Source organism: Sporosarcina sp. ANT_H38, assembly GCF_008369195.1.
Classification (GTDB): Bacteria; Bacillota; Bacilli; order Bacillales_A; family Planococcaceae; genus Sporosarcina.
On the sequence record NZ_VOBC01000001.1, the window covers coordinates 1012015 to 1032420 of the forward strand.

Genomic DNA, 20406 nt, shown 5'->3' on the forward strand with positions numbered 1-20406 from the left:
AAAGGAGGAAAAACATGCGAAACATAGGTTTACAATTTTGGTCGATTCGTGAAGAAGTGGAAAAGGATTTATTGGGGATGATTGAAAAGGTAGCGAAGATGGGCTATACAGGTATACAATTTGCTGGATTCTTCGATCATACGGCCGAAGAAGTGAAAGGCAAATTGGTTGAAGTAGGGATTAAAGTTGCTGGTGCCCATGTTCAAATTGAACAACTTGAAAATAACCTTGAAGAAACATTGAAATACCATGAAACAATCGAAAATGATTTAATTATCATTCCTTTTTTACAGGAAAATATGCGATTGACTGAAGATGATTACAAACGAACGGCGAAACGACTAAATGACATAGGCCGAAAAGTTCATGCTGCAGGATTTACATTAGCCTATCATAACCATGACTTTGAATTTGATGTGTTTGATGGGAAAACTGGTTTTGATATTCTATTTGAGAATACTGCTGAAGAACATTTGAAAATAGAGTTGGATTGTTTCTGGGCGGCTTGTACAGAAAATAATCCATTAGAAATTATCGAGAAGTATGCTGAACGTGTTGTTTCTTTGCATATTAAAGATATGAAAGTTGTAGACAATGAGCATATTTCTACGGAGCTTGGTACGGGAACACTGCCGCTACCCGAGTACATTCAAAAAGGGAAAGCGCACAACGTAAAGTGGTTTATTGCTGAACAAGAACATTTCACACAAGATCCAGTAGAAAGTGCAACACAAAATGCAAAGGAAATGTGTGCGATGTTCGATAAGTAATATGACTTGGATACGGGGAGGAAATTGGATATGGGTAAACTGAAAATAGGTGTAATTGGATGTGGGAGTATTGCTAAGTTCCGTCATCTTCCGGAGTATTCGACAAATGAAAAAGTAGAAATTGTTGCAGTTTGTGACATAGTGGAAGATCGGGTGAATGAAGTAGCAGAAAGGTATAATGCGAAAGCATATAAAAATTATGAAGATTTACTTGCCGATGAGAGTATTGATGCAGTAAGTGTTTGTTTACCAAACTATTTGCATGCACCTGTTTCGATTGCCGCATTAAATACAGGCAAGCATGTATTATGCGAAAAACCTATGGCTACCTCTTATGAAGAGGGAAAACAGATGATTGAAGCAGCAAGTAATAATAATAAAAAGCTTATGATTGGACATAATCAACGCTTTGTTTCTTCCCATGAGAAAGCGAAGGCACTCATTGTAAGTGGAGAATTAGGTAAGATTTACAGTTTCCGTACTGCATTTGGTCATCCGGGGCCAGAAAGATGGAGCATAGATGGACGTGAAAGTTGGTTTTTTAATAAAGATAAAGCGTTTATTGGGGCGATGGGTGATTTAGGTGTCCATAAAACAGATTTGATGCGCTATATCTTGGGTGAGGAAATTATTGAAGTAGCTGGATTTGTTGAAACAAATGCAAAAAAAGATACAGATATTGATGATAACGCTGTTTGTATCTTAAAGACTGAATCGGGAATTATAGGTACACTAACAGCAAGTTGGGCGTACACAGCGGAATCAGATAATTCAACGATTATTTACGGAGAAAAAGCAATTCTGCGATTGGAAGATGATCCAAAGTATTCGCTTATCGTACAATATACAAAGGGTGAAGTTGTAAATTATGAATTAGGAGCCATTCAAACAAATGAAGAAGGTGGGCAACATACTTCGCATGTGATTGATCATTTTGTATCAGCGGTCCTGAATGATACAGAGGTGCCCGTGTCTGGAGAAGAAGGATTAAAATCATTAGAAGTTGTTTTGGCAGTTTTAAGGTCTAGTGAAAGTAAAAAGATTGTAAGGGTTTGAAGTATATCTAGTTAATAAGAAAGGTTTATCAATGAATTTAAGCGTTTTCGCAGTTTTGTTTTCTAAAAAGCCATTTGAAGAAATGCTAGATTATGTACAAGCAGCGGGTCTACAAGTTATTGAAATTAGGACAGGTGGCAAACCAGGAGATGCCCATTGTAATATCGATGAGCTTCTTGCGAGCGGAGACAAACGTAAGGAATATTTAGGCAAATTACAATCATGTGACTTAACAATTAGTGCCTTTAGCTGTCATTATAAAATGGTTTGACCATACTAAACAAGTGGCACAATATGAGCATGAAACACTTGTGAAAAAGATTAAACTTGCATAGTTACTAGATGTACCCGTTGTTAACACATTTTCAGGAACACCGGGCTCGCATGAAGAATCTAAACAGTCGAACTGGCCAATTTATCCATGGCTGACTGAGTACTCGGATATTTACAACTACCAATAGGTACAAAACTCTTTCCTTTTTGAAAAGACGTAGGCAAGTTCATAGAAGATTACGGTGTGAAAATCGGATTTGAATTACATGGTGGATTCTCAGTACACACACCATTTACATTGTTGAAATTAAGAGAAGCAACTTCGCCGGCAATTGGTGCGAACCTAGATCCAAGTCATCTTTAATGGCAAGGGATCGACCCAGTCGCAACGATTAAGATAGTAGGAAAAGAAAATATCATTCATTACAATATGAATGCTTTAACATATATGCAGCCTTACGGAGATGTGCAATCATGTACATTCCCTTCTGTTGGTTGCGGTATAGTATTCAAGAGTGGTCAGATATGATGAGTACTTTGCGCACTTATTGCTATGAATAAGTTGTGTGCATTGAACATGAAGATCCATTGATGTCCGTAGACGAATGATTTTCTCGTGCCGTCACTAATCTAAAGACAGTTCTAATAAAAGATCAACCTGCGGATATGTGGTGGGTGTAAAGCAAATAAGTAGTTGCGATATATGAATTTATTGTTCATGAATCGCAACTTTTTTGATGAAAAATTAGTCAATAGAAAACTGTGTCAGACCGAATCATGAGAGAGTATATCTTGCTTTACTTGTTGTTATTATTGCTGTATTTATCGGGCATTATACTAGATTTGGGCGTAATATGTATGCTACTGGTGGGAGTGAGCAGTCTGCTGTGTTAATAGGACTACCGATAGGGAAAACAAAAATAGTGATCTATACAATCAGCGGTTTTTGTGCGTCGCTTAGTGGTTTAGTCTTCACTTTTTATATGTTGTTAGGGTATGGACTGCATGCTAATGGGTCATTGTCATTAGAAGTAATGCTAAAAAAATACAATCTCGGAACAATAATAAATCATGTCACGATGGATCAATAAGTTGGATTTACGAATAGAGTCGATAGTGAATAGGTTGTTATTGATAGTGAGACAGCGGTTGGAAAATAAAGAATAGATTCATTCAATGACTTGCCTGAATACTGGCGAGTCTTTATTTATTATTTAGGGAGAGGAGTGTTTGTGGTAGGTATTGAATAATTCCAATAAATTAAACCGAAGTGATAATATTATAAATAAGAATAGTGTGATAAAAAGGGCTTTAAAATCAAAAGTTATTGATAGACATGTACTCTCAATCATAAAATTAGTTCTGTGAGTGAATTAATAAATGAAAGAATTGGCATGAAGCCGCCACACGGATAGACAAGCAACGCCTCTATTAAATTTATATTTTTCAAAAAAACGTTGATTGTACGTACGTTTTATATTAACATGAAGATAGATGCGACGACATGTACGTATATATAAAATCAGAAAGGTGGATGTGAATATGCTAGAAGATTTGAAGCAAAAGGTGCTAGATGCAAATTTAGCATTACCCAGACATAATCTAGTTACTCTTACATGGGGGAATGTAAGCGGTATCAGCAGGCGGGACAATCTTATTGTCATCAAACCAAGTGGGGTACCTTATGATGAGTTGAAAAAAGAAGATATGGTTGTTGTTGATTTTGATGGCAAGATTGTAGAAGGAAAATTAAAACCATCGTCTGATACGCCAACTCATCTTGTCTTATATAAAAACTTTCCTGACATTGGTGGAGTTGTTCATACGCATGCACCATGGTCAACAAGTTGGGCTCAAGCGGGAAGAAGTTTACCAGCTTTAGGTACGACCCATGCGGATTACTTTTACGGCACAATTCCCTGTACGCGGGTAATGACTGAGGACGAAATAAATGGGGCCTATGAATATGAAACGGGAAATGTAATTATTGAGACTTTTAAAGAAATCAATCCAAATGAAGTACCAAGTGTGCTTGTACATAGTCATGCACCTTTTTCTTGGGGGAAAGACCCTGAAGAAGCGGTGCATAATGCAGTTGTGTTAGAAGAAGTGTCAAAAATGGCTTTACAAATGTATCAATTGAATCCGAACACACCTGATATGGACCAAACGCTTTTGGATAAACATTATCTTAGAAAACATGGAGCAAAGGCTTATTATGGACAAAAGAACTAAGGGGGCTAATAAATGACTGAAAAGTATGCAATTGGTGTTGATTATGGTACTCAATCTGGTCGTGCAGTGCTTGTTTCATTAGAAAACGGGCGAGAAATTGCTGACCATGTAACACCTTATCGTCATGGTGTAATAGATGAAAAGTTGCCTGGAACGGATATTGAATTAGACTATGAATGGGCTTTACAACATCCACAAGACTATCTAGAGGTATTAGAGAACTCAATTCCTGCTGTTTTACAACAATCGGGCGTTAATCCAGATGATATTGTTGGGCTGGGCATCGATTTTACTGCGTGCACGATGCTACCGATTGATGGAGAAGGAGAGCCTTTATCGAATAATCCGGCGTTAAAAGACAATCCGCATAGTTGGCTAAAGTTATGGAAACACCATGCGGCACAAGATGAAGCCAACAAGTTGAATGCCATTGCAGAACAAAGAGGAGAAGCCTTTTTACAAAGATATGGAGGAAAGATTTCCTCAGAGTGGATGATAGCTAAAATTTGGCAAATCTTAAATGAAGCACCAGATATATATGAGCAAACTGATCGCTTTGTTGAAGCAACTGATTGGGTGACCTCAAAGCTGACGGGCAATTTAGTTCGCAATAGCTGTACGGCGGGTTATAAATCAATCTGGCATAAAAAAGATGGTTATCCAAGTAAGGAATTCTTTAAAGCGCTTGATCCTCGTTTAGAAAATCTAACGGATACGAAACTTCGTGGTGAGGTTGTGTCGATTGGAACGAAAGCGGGCGGGCTGACTGCAGAAATGGCCGAGCTCATTGGATTGAATGTTGGAATGGCGGTATCCGTCGGCAATGTCGATGCGCATGTCTCTGTCCCGGCAATGGGTGTAGCTGAGCCTGGAAAACTTGTTATGACAATGGGTACTTCCATTTGTTCTTTGCTGTTAGGGGAACAAGAGAAAGAAGTAGAAGGCATGTGTGGGGTCGTTGAAGACGGAATTATTCCAGGGTTCTATGGTTATGAGGCAGGTCAGTCTGCAGTCGGAGATATCTTTGAATGGTATGTCAATCAAGCTGTACCAGAATATGTTGAGCTAGCGGCTAAAGAAGAAGGACTTAATGTTCATCAGTGGTTAGAGAAAAATGCCTCAAACTATCAACCTGGTGAAACTGGATTATTGGCATTGGATTGGTGGAATGGCAATCGTTCCACTTTAGTAGATACTGATCTTAGTGGGCTGCTGCTTGGAATCACTTTGCAAACAAAGCCAGAAGAAATTTACCGAACACTACTTGAAGCAACGGCATTTGGAACGCGTAAAATTGTGGATGCCTTCACCAATAGTGGTTTAGCTGTCAATGAATTATATGTTTGTGGAGGATTACCTCATAAAAATAAACTATTAATGCAAATCTATGCGGATGTCACGAATCGAGTTATTAAAGTAGCAGACTCGTTCCAAACGCCAGCATTAGGAGCTGCGATGTTTGGGGCAGTTGCTGCTGGAGCTGCAAATGGAGGATTTGACTCCATATTAGATGCAACAAAGAAAATGGCGCGTATAAAAGATCAAGTAATTACACCAATCCCTGAAAATGTAGTTGTTTATGACAAAATCTATCAAGAGTATTCGATTCTACATGAGTATTTTGGTCGTGGAGAAAATGATGTGATGAAACGGTTACGCGCTATTCGATCTGAAGTAAAGTAATCTACTAATTGGAGGAATAATTATGCTAGCTATTAAACCTTATGAATTTTGGTTTTTAACAGGAAGTCAGGACCTTTATGGTGAAGAAACACTGCTGGAAGTGGAAAATAACTCAAAAGAAATTACTAAACAACTAAATAAAAATGGAAATCTTCCATATAATATTGCGTTTAAAACGATTTTAACGAATGCGAATGATATCCGGAAAATAATGTTGGAAGCGAATAGTGATGAAAATTGTGCTGGTGTGATCACGTGGATGCATACATTTTCTCCGGCAAAAATGTGGATTGCTGGTCTTGCTGCATTGCAAAAGCCGCTTCTCCATTTGAATACGCAATTTAATCGCGATATTCCTTGGCAAGCTATTGATATGGACTTTATGAATACCAATCAATCTGCACATGGTGACCGTGAATACGGTTTTATCGGAACACGTATGAACATCTCGCGTAAAGTAATCGTCGGGCACTGGTCAAATAAAGATGTTACAGAGAAGATAGCTAGCTGGATGAACACGGCAGTAGCTGTTACGGAAGGCACGAATATTAGAGTGGCGCGTTTTGGTGATAACATGCGTAATGTCGCTGTGACTGATGGCGACAAAGTCGAAGCACAAATTAAATTTGGTTGGACAGTAGATTATTATGGTATTGGCGATCTCGTAGAAGAAATGGCAATAGTATCGAATGATGCCATTGAGAGTCTATATAAAGAATATGAGACGTTGTATGAGCTACCAGCGGAAGCGAATGAACCGGGTCCAGTAAGAGATTCAATCTTAGAGCAGGCTCGCATTGAATTAGGATTAAAGTCATTTTTGTCAGCTAGAAATTATAATGCATTTACCACTAATTTTGAGGATCTACACGGCATGAAACAGCTGCCGGGATTAGCAGCTCAACGTCTAATGGCGGAAGGTTATGGTTTTGCGGGGGAAGGGGACTGGAGAACAGCGGCATTGTTGCGCATGATGAAAATAATTGCCAATAATCAAGGGACTTCGTTTATGGAAGATTATACGTACCACTTGGAGCCGGGCAATGAAATGGCATTAGGCTCGCATATGCTAGAAATTTGCCCAACAATCGCAGCAACGAAACCGCGTATTGTTGTTCAACCTCTTGGTATTGGCGGCAAAGAGGATCCAGCCCGCCTAGTGTTTGATGGACAAGTGGGGAGTGCGGTTGTTGCTTCGTTAATTGAATTAGGCGGCAGATATCGTCTCGTTGTCAATGCGGTTCAAGCCCAACATTCAATGGAGGAGACACCAAATTTACCAGTGGCAAAGGTATTATGGAAACCGGAACCTTCGCTAGGTGAAGCTACTGAATCTTGGATTTATGCTGGTGGAGCGCACCACACGGTATTTTCTTTAAACGTTACAACAGATCAATTATATGAGTTTGCGGATATGGCTAATATTGAATGTATTGTGATTGATAAAGATACGAACGTTAGACAGTTGAGAAATCAATTGAAGTTAGGTGAGGCTGTTTGGCAGTAAAGGCCATCATGGAATGAATGCTAATGATATAAGTGTTCTCAATCTATAACATGTATGTTCTGGGGAGGTAATTTTACTATGCATACAACAGATAGTTTAATACAGCAGCTAGAGGAAATGGGTATTGACCGGAATGGAACAGTTATCGTTCATTCTTCAATGAAAAGTATTGGTGATGTAGAAGACGGCGCAGATACAGTACTTGATGCATTGTCCGCTTTTATGGCAAAAGGTCTACTCGTTTTCCCTACGCATACATGGCAATATATCAACAAAGATAATCCGAAGTTTTATGTAGAAAGCTCGCCTTCGCATATAGGGATATTAACTGAGAAGTTTAGGAAGCGCCCAAAAGTTATTCGTTCTTTACATCCGACACATTCAGTAGCGGCGCTAGGGGAGGATGCATTAACGTTTACTGCTGATAATGAAAATTTTGATACTCCTTGCGCGAGAGAATCATCGTGGGGCAAACTGTTAGACCGTGAAGCGAAGATATTGTTAATAGGTGTCGATTTACGGCGGAATACATTTATCCACGGGGTGGAGGAGTGGCTTGGAATACCCAACCGGGTGACTGATGCTTATGAACAATTATTCACTGTGCTTTCAAATGGAATGGAAATATCTGTACCATCTCGAAGACACTATGGTTTAGATTGGTCAGCACACTATTGGAAGGTTGAGGGTATATTGGCAAAAAAAGGAACAATTCAGTATGGGGAATTTGGCGATGCTACCGTGCTTGTTTGCGACACTGTTAAGCTAACCCGGTATATAACTGAAATGTTGACTATTAATCCGGAGTTGTTTTCTGATAATGAACCATTAGCAGAGGTACTAATCTAATTATAAAAACACAGGGCCGTATTTTAATATAACCCTGTGTTTTTCTGTACAAAGGAATGTTAACGATAGCACTTATACAAATTTAAAAAATGAATTTCTTCAAATCAGTTTTGGTACCTAAGCTGTATTTGTATGTTCAACAAATAAATAAAATCTATTAGTCGGAGGAGAACATGGAAAAGAAAATCACGGTTTTTCTGGTGGTATTGTGTGCACTTGTATCATTTACGATGATTGCCCATGCGGATAATCCTATTATTAAAGATCGTTTCTCTGCTGATCCAGCTGCATTGGTCCATGATGGTAAGGTTTATCTATATACGGGTCATGATGAAGCAAGACCTAGTGGAAACACCTTTATGATTAAAGAATGGAATGTATTTTCTTCCGATGACCTTGTGAACTGGGAGCTTGAAGGTCAATTACCTCGGACGGAATTTAAGTGGGCTCGCAGGGATAGTGCTTGGGCTTCCCAAGCGATTGAAAGAGATGGTCAATTTTATTGGTATGTAACAGTATTGAACGGAGATCCGGCTGACCCGGGTTATTCAATTGGTGTTGCACAATCGGATCATCCGGCGAAGGGATTTAAAGATGTACTCGGCGGCCCGCTTATTACACCGAGCATGACTACAGATCCAGAATATATGGGAACAGTGCCATGGGATGATATTGATCCGTCTGTTTTTATCGATAAAGGTGGTCAGGCTTATCTCTATTGGGGAAATACGCATCTTTATTATGTGAAATTGAACGACAATATGATCGAACTGGATGGTGTTATTGAGCGTGTAGAAATCGCAAATATGCCAGTTGGTTATACGGAAGCACCTTGGCTTCATGAATACGATGGGCAGTATTACTTGACCTATGCAATGAATTATCCAGAAGAGATTGGTTATGCGATGAGTGACAGTCCTGAAGGTCCGTGGACATATAAGGGCAAGTTGATGGATAAATTGCCGGGAAGTTCGACAAGCCATCCTGCTATTATTGAGTTTGAAGAGCAATGGTATTTTATCTATCATGCGGCTACTTTACCTACAGGTGGCGAGTTTAGGCGCTCGACTTCGATAGAAAAAATGTATTATAACCCAGATGGAACCATTCGAAAAATAATGCCAACTGTATCTGGTGTAAGTGATCATAGTTATTTAATGCAAGCTTATAGCGATGCGGATCGCTATGTGCGTCATATGGGAATTGGACTCCAAGTGACATCTTTAAAAAAGGATAACACGAATTATAAATGGCATGTCGTACCTGGGTTAGCAGATAATCATGAAACATATCTGTCTTTTCAATCGGATAGTAAGCCAGGTTTTTATATGAAGAGAAAAGACCAGCAAATAGTGATGGCTAAGAATGACGGAATAGATAGTTTTAAAGAAGCAGCAACATTTCAAGTTGTTCCGGGTTTAGCTGATAAAAAAGCATCCTCCTATCAGGCATACGGCGATGATTTATATTTGTATCACGATGAGGATAATCAATTGACGTTAACAATGATGAACGCAACAAGAGATAGCGAACGTGCAACTTTTCGACTGGAGGGCGTAAAGCTGAAAGCGGATAAGGATGAAGTAACTGTAGAAGCAATTAATGTGGATGAAATACCTGTGCCTGCTAGTCGAATTTATGTACCTGTAGGCATCATTGTCCTTGGATTAGCTATAACAACTACACTGTATGCGACGAGAAGGAAAAATAAGAGTAGATAAATTTTCAAGGTGGCAAATTCAACTTATACGTTCAATTCTGGTATATACGAATAATTAAACAATGATTATAATAAATTAATCTATTGAAAACTTAGTAACGAAGGTGAGAAATTCATGAATAGTGAATATATTGGGATAATAAGAGCTGAATACCATTGACAACCAATAATTTAACTACTATAATTTAAAATAAAGTGACGTACGTACAAGTTATACGCTGGATTGCACTCAGATACGTACATCTGAAAAGAAGTAATAATAACGTTTGGTATATTTTTACTATTTATGAAAGCGCTTAAACTTAAGGCGCATATTACACGCTATAATAAGCGCCAATTAAAAATTGACTAGTGAAAAATTTGGAGGTGATATTTTGAGCACAATGAATATGAAGAAAATAGGGATTGTTGGTGTTATTTTAGCATTAGTCATTTTTCAACATCCAAATCCGGCTATTCTTGCACAAGATGATAAAGATAAATCAAAAGGAAATACCGTTGTAGAGGGTGCAGCATCTATCCTTGAGAGCAAATACAGTTCATACATAAAAGAACATCGAGGGAAGTCCTATCAGGGGAACGATATAGTTTTGGATAAACCGGAAAATTGGGTGACGGATACATCTTTATTGACTTCCAATGATGAAAAGACTGCTTTGAGAATAAAGCAAAATGATGAAGCGAACATAACCATCCAGGCTCCAGAAACGGCATCTTATTTAATCGGATTACAGTATTCCACTGAGGGAGATAACATATTACCCACGCAACTTGAAATGAAGGTCAATGGACAATTTCCTTTTTATGAATTAAGAAACTTAATCTTTGAAAGTAGATGGGAAGTACCTAACGAAACGCTGAAAGATAAGTACGGTAATGAAATTGTTCCGCAACCGAACAAGGTAAAGGAATGGCAAGAAAAATTTATTAGCGATGCAAGTTATCGTAGTAGTGAACCTTTTTATATCGAGTTACAAAAAGGAGATAATGAGATTACTTTTCGTACGATCGAAGGTAATATCTTAATTCAATCTATCATTCTTGCTTCGGTAGATGAGCTACCTGGTTATCCGGAAGGTAAGGTAGCAGGTAATGAATTTATAGTCTTAGAAGCAGAAAGTAGTACCTATAAAAATGATTCCTCTATCCGGGCTAGTTCACTCTATAATATTGATTTGACACCGTATAGTGCCGGAAAACGAGTAATGAATTATTTAGATAGTGATTCATTTAAAAAACCAGGTCACAAGGTCGAATATGAATTTGAAATAGAAAAATCCGGCTACTATTATATGGGAATGAATTACCGTCAAAATGTCAAGATAGATTTCCCGGTATTTGTAAACTTGGCGATTGATGGTGACATCCCATTTAAACAATATAAAAATTATCCGTTTGACTATACGCCTGAATTTACGCATACGACAATCCGTGACCCCGAAAAGGGCGTGGATATACCGATTTACCTTGAAGCTGGAAAACATACAATCAGTTTGACAATCAGCTTAGATCATATAAAGTCGACGATTGAAAAAGTCGAACATTTAACGAAAGAAATTCAAACATTATCATTAGAACTCACTAAATTGACAGGTCCTAGTATTGACCGCAACCGTGATATTGATGTAGAAAAATATATACCCGGTATTACCAAGCAGTTGCAAACTTGGACAGATGAAATGAGTGACCTTTATGAAGGGGTTAAAAAGTATAATCCTAATGTAGCAGAGATAGGGGCATTTTCATCTCTTAATATAGCAGAAAAACAATTGAAAAGTCTTTCGAAAAATGTTGATAAGTTAATTGTGAGAAAAAATGAATTATCAACGGGAACGAACTCTATTACTGCACATTTAGGGAATTTACTGCAAGAAATTATCAATAACGGCTTAGCTGTCGATAAATTGTATTTCTATCAAGATGCTGAAGATGTTCCAGAAAAAAAAGGGTTTATGAAGAAACAGTTGGCCAAAGTGGAACGTTTGTCGAAGTCGTTTGGTGAACAAGATTATGCAATTGATACTGTAAATCCAGATCACCTACAAGTTTGGGTTAACAGGCCAAGACAATATATTGAAATCATGCAACAACTAATTGACGAACAGTTTACACCATCAACAGGTATTCAGGTCGATATTTCACTAATGCCGGATGAAAATAAGCTTATTTTGTCGAATGCTTCAGGAGATGCTCCAGACGTAGCAGTTGGCGTCAATTATGCACTTCCTTTTGAAATAGCTATAAGAGGAGCCTTACAAGATCTAACGGAATTCGATGATTTTGATGAAGTGAAGAAGAGGTTTCCTGAAGGCTTACATGTTCCTGCCGCAGTGAAAAATGGCATTTATGCTTTGCCAGATACGATGAATTTTTGGGTGTTATTTTACCGTAAGGACATTTTAGATTCACTAGGCCTACCTGTCCCTGATACACTCGAACAAGTGAAATCCTATCTTCCAGAGTTGCAAAGAAAAGGGATGAACTTCTTTTATCCGACAGCAGGTATGGCGGGTCTAAAGACCTTTGCTAGTACAATGCCAATTATTTATCAAAATGGTGGTAATTTTTACGGAGATACCATTGGTCGAACGGCATTAAATGAAGAAGAATCCATTGAAGGTATGCGGCAATTGACAGAACTGTTCACGATTTACAATATGCCCTATGAAGTTCCTAGTTTTTATCAGCAATTTAGGGACACGTCATTACCAATCGGTATATCAGATTATTTCATGTACAATCTGATATTAAATGCAGCACCAGAAATAGCGAATACTTGGGATATTGCATTGATGCCTGGTATTGAAAATGAAGATGGAGAGATTGAAAGATGGTCTGCAGGTGGAGCTGAAAGTAATGTGATTTTTGAGGATTCTGCGAAAAAAGAAGAATCATGGGAGTTCTTGAAATGGTGGTCTAGTACAGACGTACAGATCGCATTTGGTAATAATCTTCAAACGACATATGGTAAAGAATATATTTGGAACACAGCAAATATAGAAGCCTTTGAAGGACTGCCTTGGGTTACAAATCATAAAAATGTAATTTTAGAGCAAACAGAGTGGGTCACAGAAGTACCAAGAGTTCCAGGAAGTTACATGCTTGAAAGAGAAATTAGTAATGCTTATAACTCTATTGTGTTAGATGGAGCAAACTTTAGAACAGCTATTGACTTGGCAAGTAAACGTATCAATCGTGAAACTTTTAGGAAGTTGGAGGAATTTGGCTTTATGAAAAATGGCGAGACTATAGAGCCTTATCCAAATCCAGAGTTTACTAACGAGTAACGGAGGGCAAGTGTATGCAAAAAGACAAAAAGAATCCATATCTCTTTTTGCTTCCATATGTATTATTATTTTCAGTGTTTATCATCATCCCGATTGTAATGGCCATTTACCTATCATTTACGAATTTTAATACCATTGAAACACCTAACTTTATCGGGTTTTTAAACTATCTTAACTTGTTAACGCAGGATGAAATATTTATGCAATATGTCTTGCCTAACACTGTATTGTTTGCGGTAATTGTTGGACCGGGAGGATATATATTATCCTTCCTGTTGGCCTGGAGCTTATCACAATTAACAAGAGTGCCGCGTATGATCTTGGCATTAATTTTCTATTCACCATCTATGACATCGGGTGTAGCAATGGTTGTTGTTTGGAAAGTCTTGTTTAGTGGTAATCAGGCTGGTTATGTAAATAGCATATTGATGAAATTTGGTATTCTCACAGAACCACTGATATTTTTACAGGATACTAGATTTATCATGTTAATTATGATTATTGTAGCCCTTTGGGGAAGTATGGGTGTTGGATTCTTAGCTATGCTTGCAGGTGTTCTAAATGTAGATGAAACACTCTATGAGGCGGGCGCTATTGATGGTATTCGAAATCGCTTCCAAGAGCTATTTTACATTACGATTCCATCAATGAAACCACAAATGTTGTTTGGTGCAGTAATGGCTATTGTCGGAACTTTTTCTACCGGAGTTATTGGTGTGGCACTGACAGGATCGAACCCCACACCCTCATATGCGGGACAATTAATTGTTAACCATATTGAAGACTATGGATTTATTCGATTTGAAATGGGTTATGCAGCAGCACTTTCAGTTGTATTATTGCTGATTATTTTCTTGTTTTCTTATATCTCGAAAAAGCTGTTTAGCGAATCCTAAGAGAGGAAAGATTCTATGGCCTTAAAAGTTAGTGGTAATAATCCAAGTAAATTTAATAGGAGTCAAATTAAGTTTTATGTATTTTTAATACCCTTTGCATTGTTCATGATGCTTCCGATTCTCTTTATCATCAATCATGCCTTTAAACCATTAGATGAACTATTTGCGTTTCCACCGCGATTTTTCGTCAATGCACCAACATTTGATAACTTTAGGAATTTGTTTGATTTGGCGAATACGTCCGGAATCCCTTTAAGTAGATATGTGTTGAACAGTTTAATTGTCACAGTTGCAGTTGTATTCTTTTCTATCATTATTTCTGCGATGGCAGGGTTTGTTCTATCGAAAAAGCAATTTAGAGGAAAAAAAGCACTATTTGAAATCAATAATGTTGCCTTGATGTTTGTACCAATTGCAGTTACCATCCCTAGATTTTTAACGATTTCATTCTTAGGGATTGATGATACATTTTTTGCTCATATTTTGCCATTGCTTGCTATGCCAGTAGGGCTGTTTTTGATCAAACAGTTTATTGATCAGATTCCGGATGCCTTAATTGAAGCGGCCATTGTTGATGGGGCAAATGATTTTCAAATCTTTTGGAAAATTATTCTGCCGCTCATCAAACCAGCGTTGGCAACAGCTGCTATTTTAGTATTCCAAGTAGTATGGAATAACGTAGAAACATCAACGTTGTTTACGACAAGTGAAAATATGCGTACGTTAGCATTCTTTATGAATACACTTGCAGTAAATACGAATGTTGTCGTTGGACAAGGTATGGCGGCCGTTGCATCCCTTATTATGTTTATTCCGAACTTAGTTTTATTTATTATTTTACAAAGTAGTGTAATGAACACGATGTCACATTCAGGGTTAAAGTAGGTGTAAAAATGTTGGGTAAGAAAAGGTATATATCATTTTTGATTAGCATTGCACTCTTCTTCTTTATCAATCAAAATGTGATATTTGCAGGTACAGCATATAAGACATTTACAGAAGATGGTTACGGAAATTATGTAGAAACGCAATCTGCCTACACAGTTTCTAATACCATTGTAAAATTTGGTGATGAACTTTTCTCGCAGCCATCTGATCTAGCGATTGGTGATGATCAACTTCTCTATGTCTCTGATACTGGAAATCATCGAATTCTGGTCGGTGATAAACAAGGAAATCTAATCCGTATCATTGGTGAAGAAGTGTTAAAGAAACCGAATGGTATTTTTCTATCGGAGGATAACAAATTATATGTAGCTGATGAGACAGCGGCAAAAGTATTTGTATTCTCTTTAGAAGGGGAGTTACTAGCGGAATTTGGTAAGCCTGATAGTATCTTATTTGGTGAAAAAGCTAACTTTGTCCCTGAGAAACTTGCTGTAGATCGTCGTGATAATATTTACATTATTTCTCGTGGTAATTCAAATGGTATTATTCAAATTAATGCTAATAACGGAGAGTTTATCGGTTATTTTGCACCGAATAAGACCATGGTTACGCCGCTAACTGTTTTTAGAAAAGCAATATTTACAGATGAACAGCTTAGCAAAATGATTGATACAATCCCTTCGACAGCTAAGAATCTTAACCTCGATGACAAAGGTCTTGTCTACACCGTGTCTCAAGGTGAACAAATAGAAGCAATCAAGAAATTGAATATGGCGGGAAAAAATATTATTGGAACAGATCTTTTTGACGCTTTTCCAGTGTCAATTGATGTTGGATCACTAGAAAATGTTTTTGTCGCAGGTGAGAATGGTTTTATCTATGAGTACACCAGTGAAGGGAACTTGCTATTCGTGTTTGGAGGGCAAGATGATGGACGGCAGCGTGTAGGTCTTTTCAATAAAATTTCAGCCATTGCATTGGATGAAAATGATTCGATTTTCGCATTAGACTCTGAGAAAAAACAAATTCAAGTATTCGAACCCACGGAATTTGCAAGTTTAGTCCATAAAGCATTAACACTTTATCAAAATGGAGACTATGAAGGTAGTAAAGCACCGTGGCAAGAAGTTATTAAGCTAAATAGTTTATTCGATTTTGCAAATCTAGGACTTGGTGAAGCGTATTTTAAAGATGAAAATTATGTGGATGCTTTAGCGTCATTTAAACTAGCAAAATATAAACCGGGTTATTCTGATTCGTATTGGGAACTTCGTAATAAATGGATGCGTGAAAATATCATTGCATTACTGTTTATAATTATTGCATTATTTATTATTAACAAAGTAATTAGTAGAATTGAAAAAAAGTATCAATTCTGGTCTGAGTTTAAAACGAAGATAGATAATAAGTACAATCTTAAGTTAATGAAAGATCTTGCTTTTGTGAAAAATTTTATACGTCATCCGCTGGATAGCTTTTACAGCATTAAATATGAAAATAAGACAAGCATTCTATCATCGACTATTTTAATGTTTGTGTTCTTTATCATTTATTTATTAGAAAAGTACTATTCAGGTTTCATTTTTGGGACTATTGAAGAAGGAGATTTTGCGCTTGGTTCTGATTTTGCCCTAGTGTTTGGCGCGCTGCTGTTAGTGATTATTTCAAACTACCTCATTTGTACGATAAATGATGGTGAAGGGCGCTTTAGGCATATCTATAGTGGTTTTATCTATTCTTTTGCCCCCTATTTTATCATCAAACCGTTTGTCATCATTGCAAGTAATTTCTTAACTTTTAATGAAGCTTACTTATTGAGTCTAACAAACGTTATTATTTATGTTTGGGTAGCTATATTACTCGTTATCATGATTAAAGATATCAATGATTATTCAATAAAAGAAACGATTAAAATCATCTTTTTGACGATGTTTACGATATTAATAGCTGTCTTACTTATCTTTATTGTTTATGTATTAATTTCACAATTGATATCATTTGTGATGTCAATAATTAATGAGGGGGTGTATCGAATTGAAAATGGTTAACATTAAAACCGTTATCAAACCCATCCTTTTTATAGTCTTGTTATTGGCTGTAATAATCTATTTGTTTACGGGAAAAGAATCAAAAGAAATTGTAGGTCCGCCGAAAGTGCCTGAACCAACTGTTACTGAAGGTTCGAATGAAGAAGAGGGGTCTAGTGAAGGTGTAACACAGCCTGAAGTAGCTGCACCTGAGCAACTAGGTAAAGATGATAAAACACCGGAAAATAGGGCGGGATTTTACGATGTAACACAACAAGAAATTGATGGTCATCGATTTGTCGTAGCGAATGATCAACAAGAAATGTACATGAAGGAAGAAAATTTATCCATCATTATGAGGGATAAAAATACGGGTGCAGTTATGTATTCAACGGTTGACAAGCCGGTGAAAAGTAATGAGGAATGGACGAACTTCATGAGATCGTCCATTGTTCTGGAGTATCTTGTAGGTACCAATATTGTTGTTTATCGTGCAGATATGTATTCAGGAAATCCAGAAAAGAAAATAACCTATACAACAGATGGTTTTGTAGCAAATATCTATTATCCGGAGCTAGAAATTTCTTATGAAGTGCAAGTACTTTTAACAGATGAAGGCTTTAAAGTGGAAATTCCTCAAGATAAAATTACAGAGGATAATAGTAAGTACAAAGTGGCAGGCGTATATGTCTATCCTTTCTTAGGTTACTCAAAGCTAGATGATCGAGAAGGTTATATGTTCATACCTGATGGTTCTGGGGCTTTGATTCGATTGAAAGATAACGATGGCAAATTTAAACAACCCTATTCTGAAATGGTTTACGGTTCCAATGTGGGGATAGATGATTCATATGTTTTATCCCTATTTAATCAAATGAATCCTTTTAATAAACCAGAACGTATTTTGGCTCCAGTGTTTGGTATGGTTCAAACAGATTTAGCAATGGGCTATTTAGGGATTATTGAAGAAGGTCAATTTAGTGCAAAGGTTGAAGCGTATCCAAGCGGTGCAATTATCCCGTATAACTGGATTACAGCTAAGTTTATTTATCGTCAGGTGTATAACCAACCAACGAGTAAGGATTCCGGAACGATGGTTGTACGTCAAAAGAATATGAATAACTTTGACATTAAGGTTCGTTATGATTTTGTTTCTGAAGACAAAGCGGATTATGTAGGTTTGGCTGGAAAATATCGTACATATTTACTGTCCAATAAATTGATTACTGAAAAGGGCAATGAATTTAAAGTACGAGTGGATTTATTGGGTTCAGATATAGAAAAAGGGTTAGTCTTTAACAAGGATATACCGATGACTACTTTTGAACAGGCAAGTGAAATTTTCAATGGTTTGCAAGACAATGGTGTAAAAGATATTTTGTCTATTTATAAGGGCTGGCAAGATAATGGCTACTACGCAAGTTTACCCGTTCGATCCTTTAAAACAGAATCGAAGTTAAGTGATGAAATGACAATACAGGACTTAATGCAGGAGACGAAAGATAAAAGTATCGACCTGTACCTTGGTCACGACGCATTGAGAATTAACGGAGAAGAACAAGGAAATACGAAATATAAAGTAATGAAAAAGTACAATAAGCAAGCTTATAATGAAAACGTTTATGGTAAAGTTTACAATTCCTTTGGTTACTTAAATCCTCAATCTTCTGCAGATATTATGGAAAAGATGAAAAAGGAATATAAGGATAATGACGTTGATAATATTATGATTAGTGGAATTTCGAATGAGCTTTTTTCTTACAGTGAGGGCAGTAAAGAATTTGATCGGATTAAGACCAAAGAATACTATGAGTCGATTGTGGCTGATTATAGTGACAACTTTAATATATTATTAGAGCAGCCATTTTCTTATCTATGGGATTATACTAACAAAGTTGTTGACCTTCCGATGAAGTCATCTAATTACGTGTTTACAGATGAGGAGATTCCGTTTTTAGCGCTAACGTTGAGAGGAATTGTTCCATTATATTCGGAGTATACCAATTTTCAGGCAAACCAAAAAGAGTTTTTCTTACAGCTAGTGGAACAAGGGTTGAATCCATCTTTCTATATCACGCACGAAGACCCGTCAGAATTGCTGAACACCAATTCTTCACATATTTATAGTTCAAAATATGACCGTTACGATGAAATGATACAAGCTTACTACCAGGAGTTAAAGGAAGTCTACGAGCAAACAGAGGGTTCTATCATTCAGGATTATAGTCGTTTAAATGGCGTTACCAAAGTAACTTATGGCAACGGTACAATCATTTATGTCAACTATCAGCAACAAGACGTCCAGTTCGACGGACTAACCATTAAGGGCTTGTCATATAAGGTGGTGCAAGACCATTGAGAATAAAAAGAAAAACGATTTACGGTTATTTATTTATCATGCCATGGCTAATAGGTTTTTTATTATTAGTACTATGGCCGTTGATCCAATCTTTTTATTTTAGCTTAAATAATATGAGGATCACGCCAATTGGATTAAAGTTTAAATTCGTGGGTTTTAATAATTACTTGGATGTCTGGCTGAAAGATATGTTTTTCATCCAAGAATTATTGCAATTCCTTGTGAATACGGCACTAAGGGTACCCGTTATTGTTGTATTTGCTTTGATTATTGCCATGCTATTAAATGAAAAGGTTAAATTTAAAGGAGCTTTTAGAACAATTTTCTTTTTGCCTGTTATTGTAGCAAGTGGACCTGTCATTGATCAGCTAATTGGTCAAGGTGCAGCAACTATTCCGCTGGCTGACCAAGAGGTTATTATTACAACTTTACATCAGTTCCTGCCTATGTGGTTTGCACAGGTGATTGGTGAATTATTTAATCAAATCATTATCATTTTATGGAACTCAGGTGTACAGATTTTGCTCTTTCTTGCTGTGTTGCAAAAGATTGATCCGCAGCTATATGAGGCGGCGAAAATTGATGGAGGTTCTGGTTGGGAATGTTTTTGGAAAATCACACTACCAACCATCAAGCCAATTATTTTGATCAATTTAATTTACACACTTGTGGCATTGGCCAATAGTAATCAGAATCCAATCATTAACTTGATATATTCAAATATGTTTTCGGCAACGAGAGGCTATGGTTTTGCGTCTGCAATGGCCTGGATGTATTCAATTGTTACAACAATATTATTGATTATTATTTTCTTGATTTTCCGAGATAAAAAACCTAAAAGAATACTATAGAAAGG

The 20406-nt window shown here is 37.0% G+C and carries 14 protein-coding genes and 1 pseudogene; all 15 read left to right on the top strand.

Annotation, left to right across the window (positions count from 1 at the left end; genetic code table 11):
* The first annotated feature begins 14 nt into the window (after positions 1-14).
* On the top strand, positions 15-770 hold the full coding sequence (locus FQ087_RS04690) for a sugar phosphate isomerase/epimerase family protein (RefSeq protein WP_149579372.1): 756 nt from the start codon (positions 15-17) through the stop codon (positions 768-770).
* 30 nt (positions 771-800) lie between these two features.
* Positions 801-1826, top strand: a complete 1026-nt coding sequence (locus tag FQ087_RS04695) for a Gfo/Idh/MocA family protein (protein ID WP_149579373.1) — start codon at positions 801-803, stop codon at positions 1824-1826.
* A 31-nt stretch (positions 1827-1857) separates the two neighbouring features.
* Positions 1858-2780, top strand: a pseudogene (locus FQ087_RS04700) (sugar phosphate isomerase/epimerase family protein).
* 71 nt (positions 2781-2851) lie between these two features.
* Positions 2852-3190, top strand: coding sequence for an ABC transporter permease subunit (locus FQ087_RS04705; protein WP_149580750.1), 339 nt, complete (start codon positions 2852-2854; stop codon positions 3188-3190).
* Positions 3191-3641: 451 nt separating this feature from the next.
* On the top strand, positions 3642-4334 hold the full coding sequence (gene araD, locus FQ087_RS04710) for an L-ribulose-5-phosphate 4-epimerase (protein WP_149579374.1): 693 nt from the start codon (positions 3642-3644) through the stop codon (positions 4332-4334).
* A gap of 12 nt (positions 4335-4346) precedes the next feature.
* The gene (locus FQ087_RS04715) at positions 4347-6017 is read left to right on the top strand and encodes a ribulokinase (RefSeq protein ID WP_149579375.1); all 1671 of its coding nucleotides are present in this window, start codon (positions 4347-4349) and stop codon (positions 6015-6017) included.
* Between the two features lie 22 nt (positions 6018-6039).
* Complete coding sequence (araA, locus tag FQ087_RS04720; RefSeq protein ID WP_149579376.1) at positions 6040-7524, top strand: L-arabinose isomerase; 1485 nt, start codon at positions 6040-6042, stop codon at positions 7522-7524.
* A gap of 78 nt (positions 7525-7602) precedes the next feature.
* Positions 7603-8373, top strand: coding sequence for an AAC(3) family N-acetyltransferase (locus FQ087_RS04725; RefSeq protein ID WP_149579377.1), 771 nt, complete (start codon positions 7603-7605; stop codon positions 8371-8373).
* Positions 8374-8546: 173 nt separating this feature from the next.
* Positions 8547-10094: a family 43 glycosylhydrolase gene (locus FQ087_RS22340; RefSeq protein WP_188006635.1), complete on the top strand. Its 1548-nt coding sequence runs from the start codon at positions 8547-8549 to the stop codon at positions 10092-10094.
* A gap of 382 nt (positions 10095-10476) precedes the next feature.
* On the top strand, positions 10477-13380 hold the full coding sequence (locus FQ087_RS04735) for an extracellular solute-binding protein (protein WP_255452271.1): 2904 nt from the start codon (positions 10477-10479) through the stop codon (positions 13378-13380).
* Between the two features lie 14 nt (positions 13381-13394).
* On the top strand, positions 13395-14276 hold the full coding sequence (locus FQ087_RS04740; protein WP_149579379.1) for a carbohydrate ABC transporter permease: 882 nt from the start codon (positions 13395-13397) through the stop codon (positions 14274-14276).
* Positions 14277-14291: 15 nt separating this feature from the next.
* The gene (locus tag FQ087_RS04745; RefSeq protein WP_149579380.1) at positions 14292-15161 is read left to right on the top strand and encodes a carbohydrate ABC transporter permease; all 870 of its coding nucleotides are present in this window, start codon (positions 14292-14294) and stop codon (positions 15159-15161) included.
* Positions 15162-15169: 8 nt separating this feature from the next.
* Positions 15170-17212: a YIP1 family protein gene (locus FQ087_RS04750; RefSeq protein ID WP_149579381.1), complete on the top strand. Its 2043-nt coding sequence runs from the start codon at positions 15170-15172 to the stop codon at positions 17210-17212.
* Positions 17205-19550 carry a DUF5696 domain-containing protein gene (locus FQ087_RS04755; RefSeq protein ID WP_255452272.1) on the top strand — a complete coding sequence of 782 codons (2346 nt, stop codon included), beginning with the start codon at positions 17205-17207 and terminating at the stop codon, positions 19548-19550. The genes FQ087_RS04750 and FQ087_RS04755 overlap by 8 nt, the downstream gene beginning before the upstream one ends.
* Positions 19547-20401 carry a carbohydrate ABC transporter permease gene (locus FQ087_RS04760; RefSeq protein WP_149579383.1) on the top strand — a complete coding sequence of 285 codons (855 nt, stop codon included), beginning with the start codon at positions 19547-19549 and terminating at the stop codon, positions 20399-20401. Before FQ087_RS04755 ends, FQ087_RS04760 begins: the two co-directional genes overlap by 4 nt.
* Positions 20402-20406: the final 5 nt, after the last annotated feature.

What these genes read in the sequence shown, in the direction of transcription:
- FQ087_RS04690 (WP_149579372.1), top strand. Translation starts at nt 15, where the DNA reads ATGCGAAACATAGGTTTACAATTTTGGTCGATTCGTGAAGAAGTGGAA.
- FQ087_RS04695 (WP_149579373.1), top strand. Translation starts at nt 801, where the DNA reads ATGGGTAAACTGAAAATAGGTGTAATTGGATGTGGGAGTATTGCTAAG.
- araD (WP_149579374.1), top strand. Translation starts at nt 3,642, where the DNA reads ATGCTAGAAGATTTGAAGCAAAAGGTGCTAGATGCAAATTTAGCATTA.
- FQ087_RS04715 (WP_149579375.1), top strand. Translation starts at nt 4,347, where the DNA reads ATGACTGAAAAGTATGCAATTGGTGTTGATTATGGTACTCAATCTGGT.
- araA (WP_149579376.1), top strand. Translation starts at nt 6,040, where the DNA reads ATGCTAGCTATTAAACCTTATGAATTTTGGTTTTTAACAGGAAGTCAG.
- FQ087_RS04725 (WP_149579377.1), top strand. Translation starts at nt 7,603, where the DNA reads ATGCATACAACAGATAGTTTAATACAGCAGCTAGAGGAAATGGGTATT.
- FQ087_RS22340 (WP_188006635.1), top strand. Translation starts at nt 8,547, where the DNA reads ATGGAAAAGAAAATCACGGTTTTTCTGGTGGTATTGTGTGCACTTGTA.
- FQ087_RS04735 (WP_255452271.1), top strand. Translation starts at nt 10,477, where the DNA reads ATGAATATGAAGAAAATAGGGATTGTTGGTGTTATTTTAGCATTAGTC.
- FQ087_RS04740 (WP_149579379.1), top strand. Translation starts at nt 13,395, where the DNA reads ATGCAAAAAGACAAAAAGAATCCATATCTCTTTTTGCTTCCATATGTA.
- FQ087_RS04745 (WP_149579380.1), top strand. Translation starts at nt 14,292, where the DNA reads ATGGCCTTAAAAGTTAGTGGTAATAATCCAAGTAAATTTAATAGGAGT.
- FQ087_RS04750 (WP_149579381.1), top strand. Translation starts at nt 15,170, where the DNA reads ATGTTGGGTAAGAAAAGGTATATATCATTTTTGATTAGCATTGCACTC.
- FQ087_RS04755 (WP_255452272.1), top strand. Translation starts at nt 17,205, where the DNA reads ATGGTTAACATTAAAACCGTTATCAAACCCATCCTTTTTATAGTCTTG.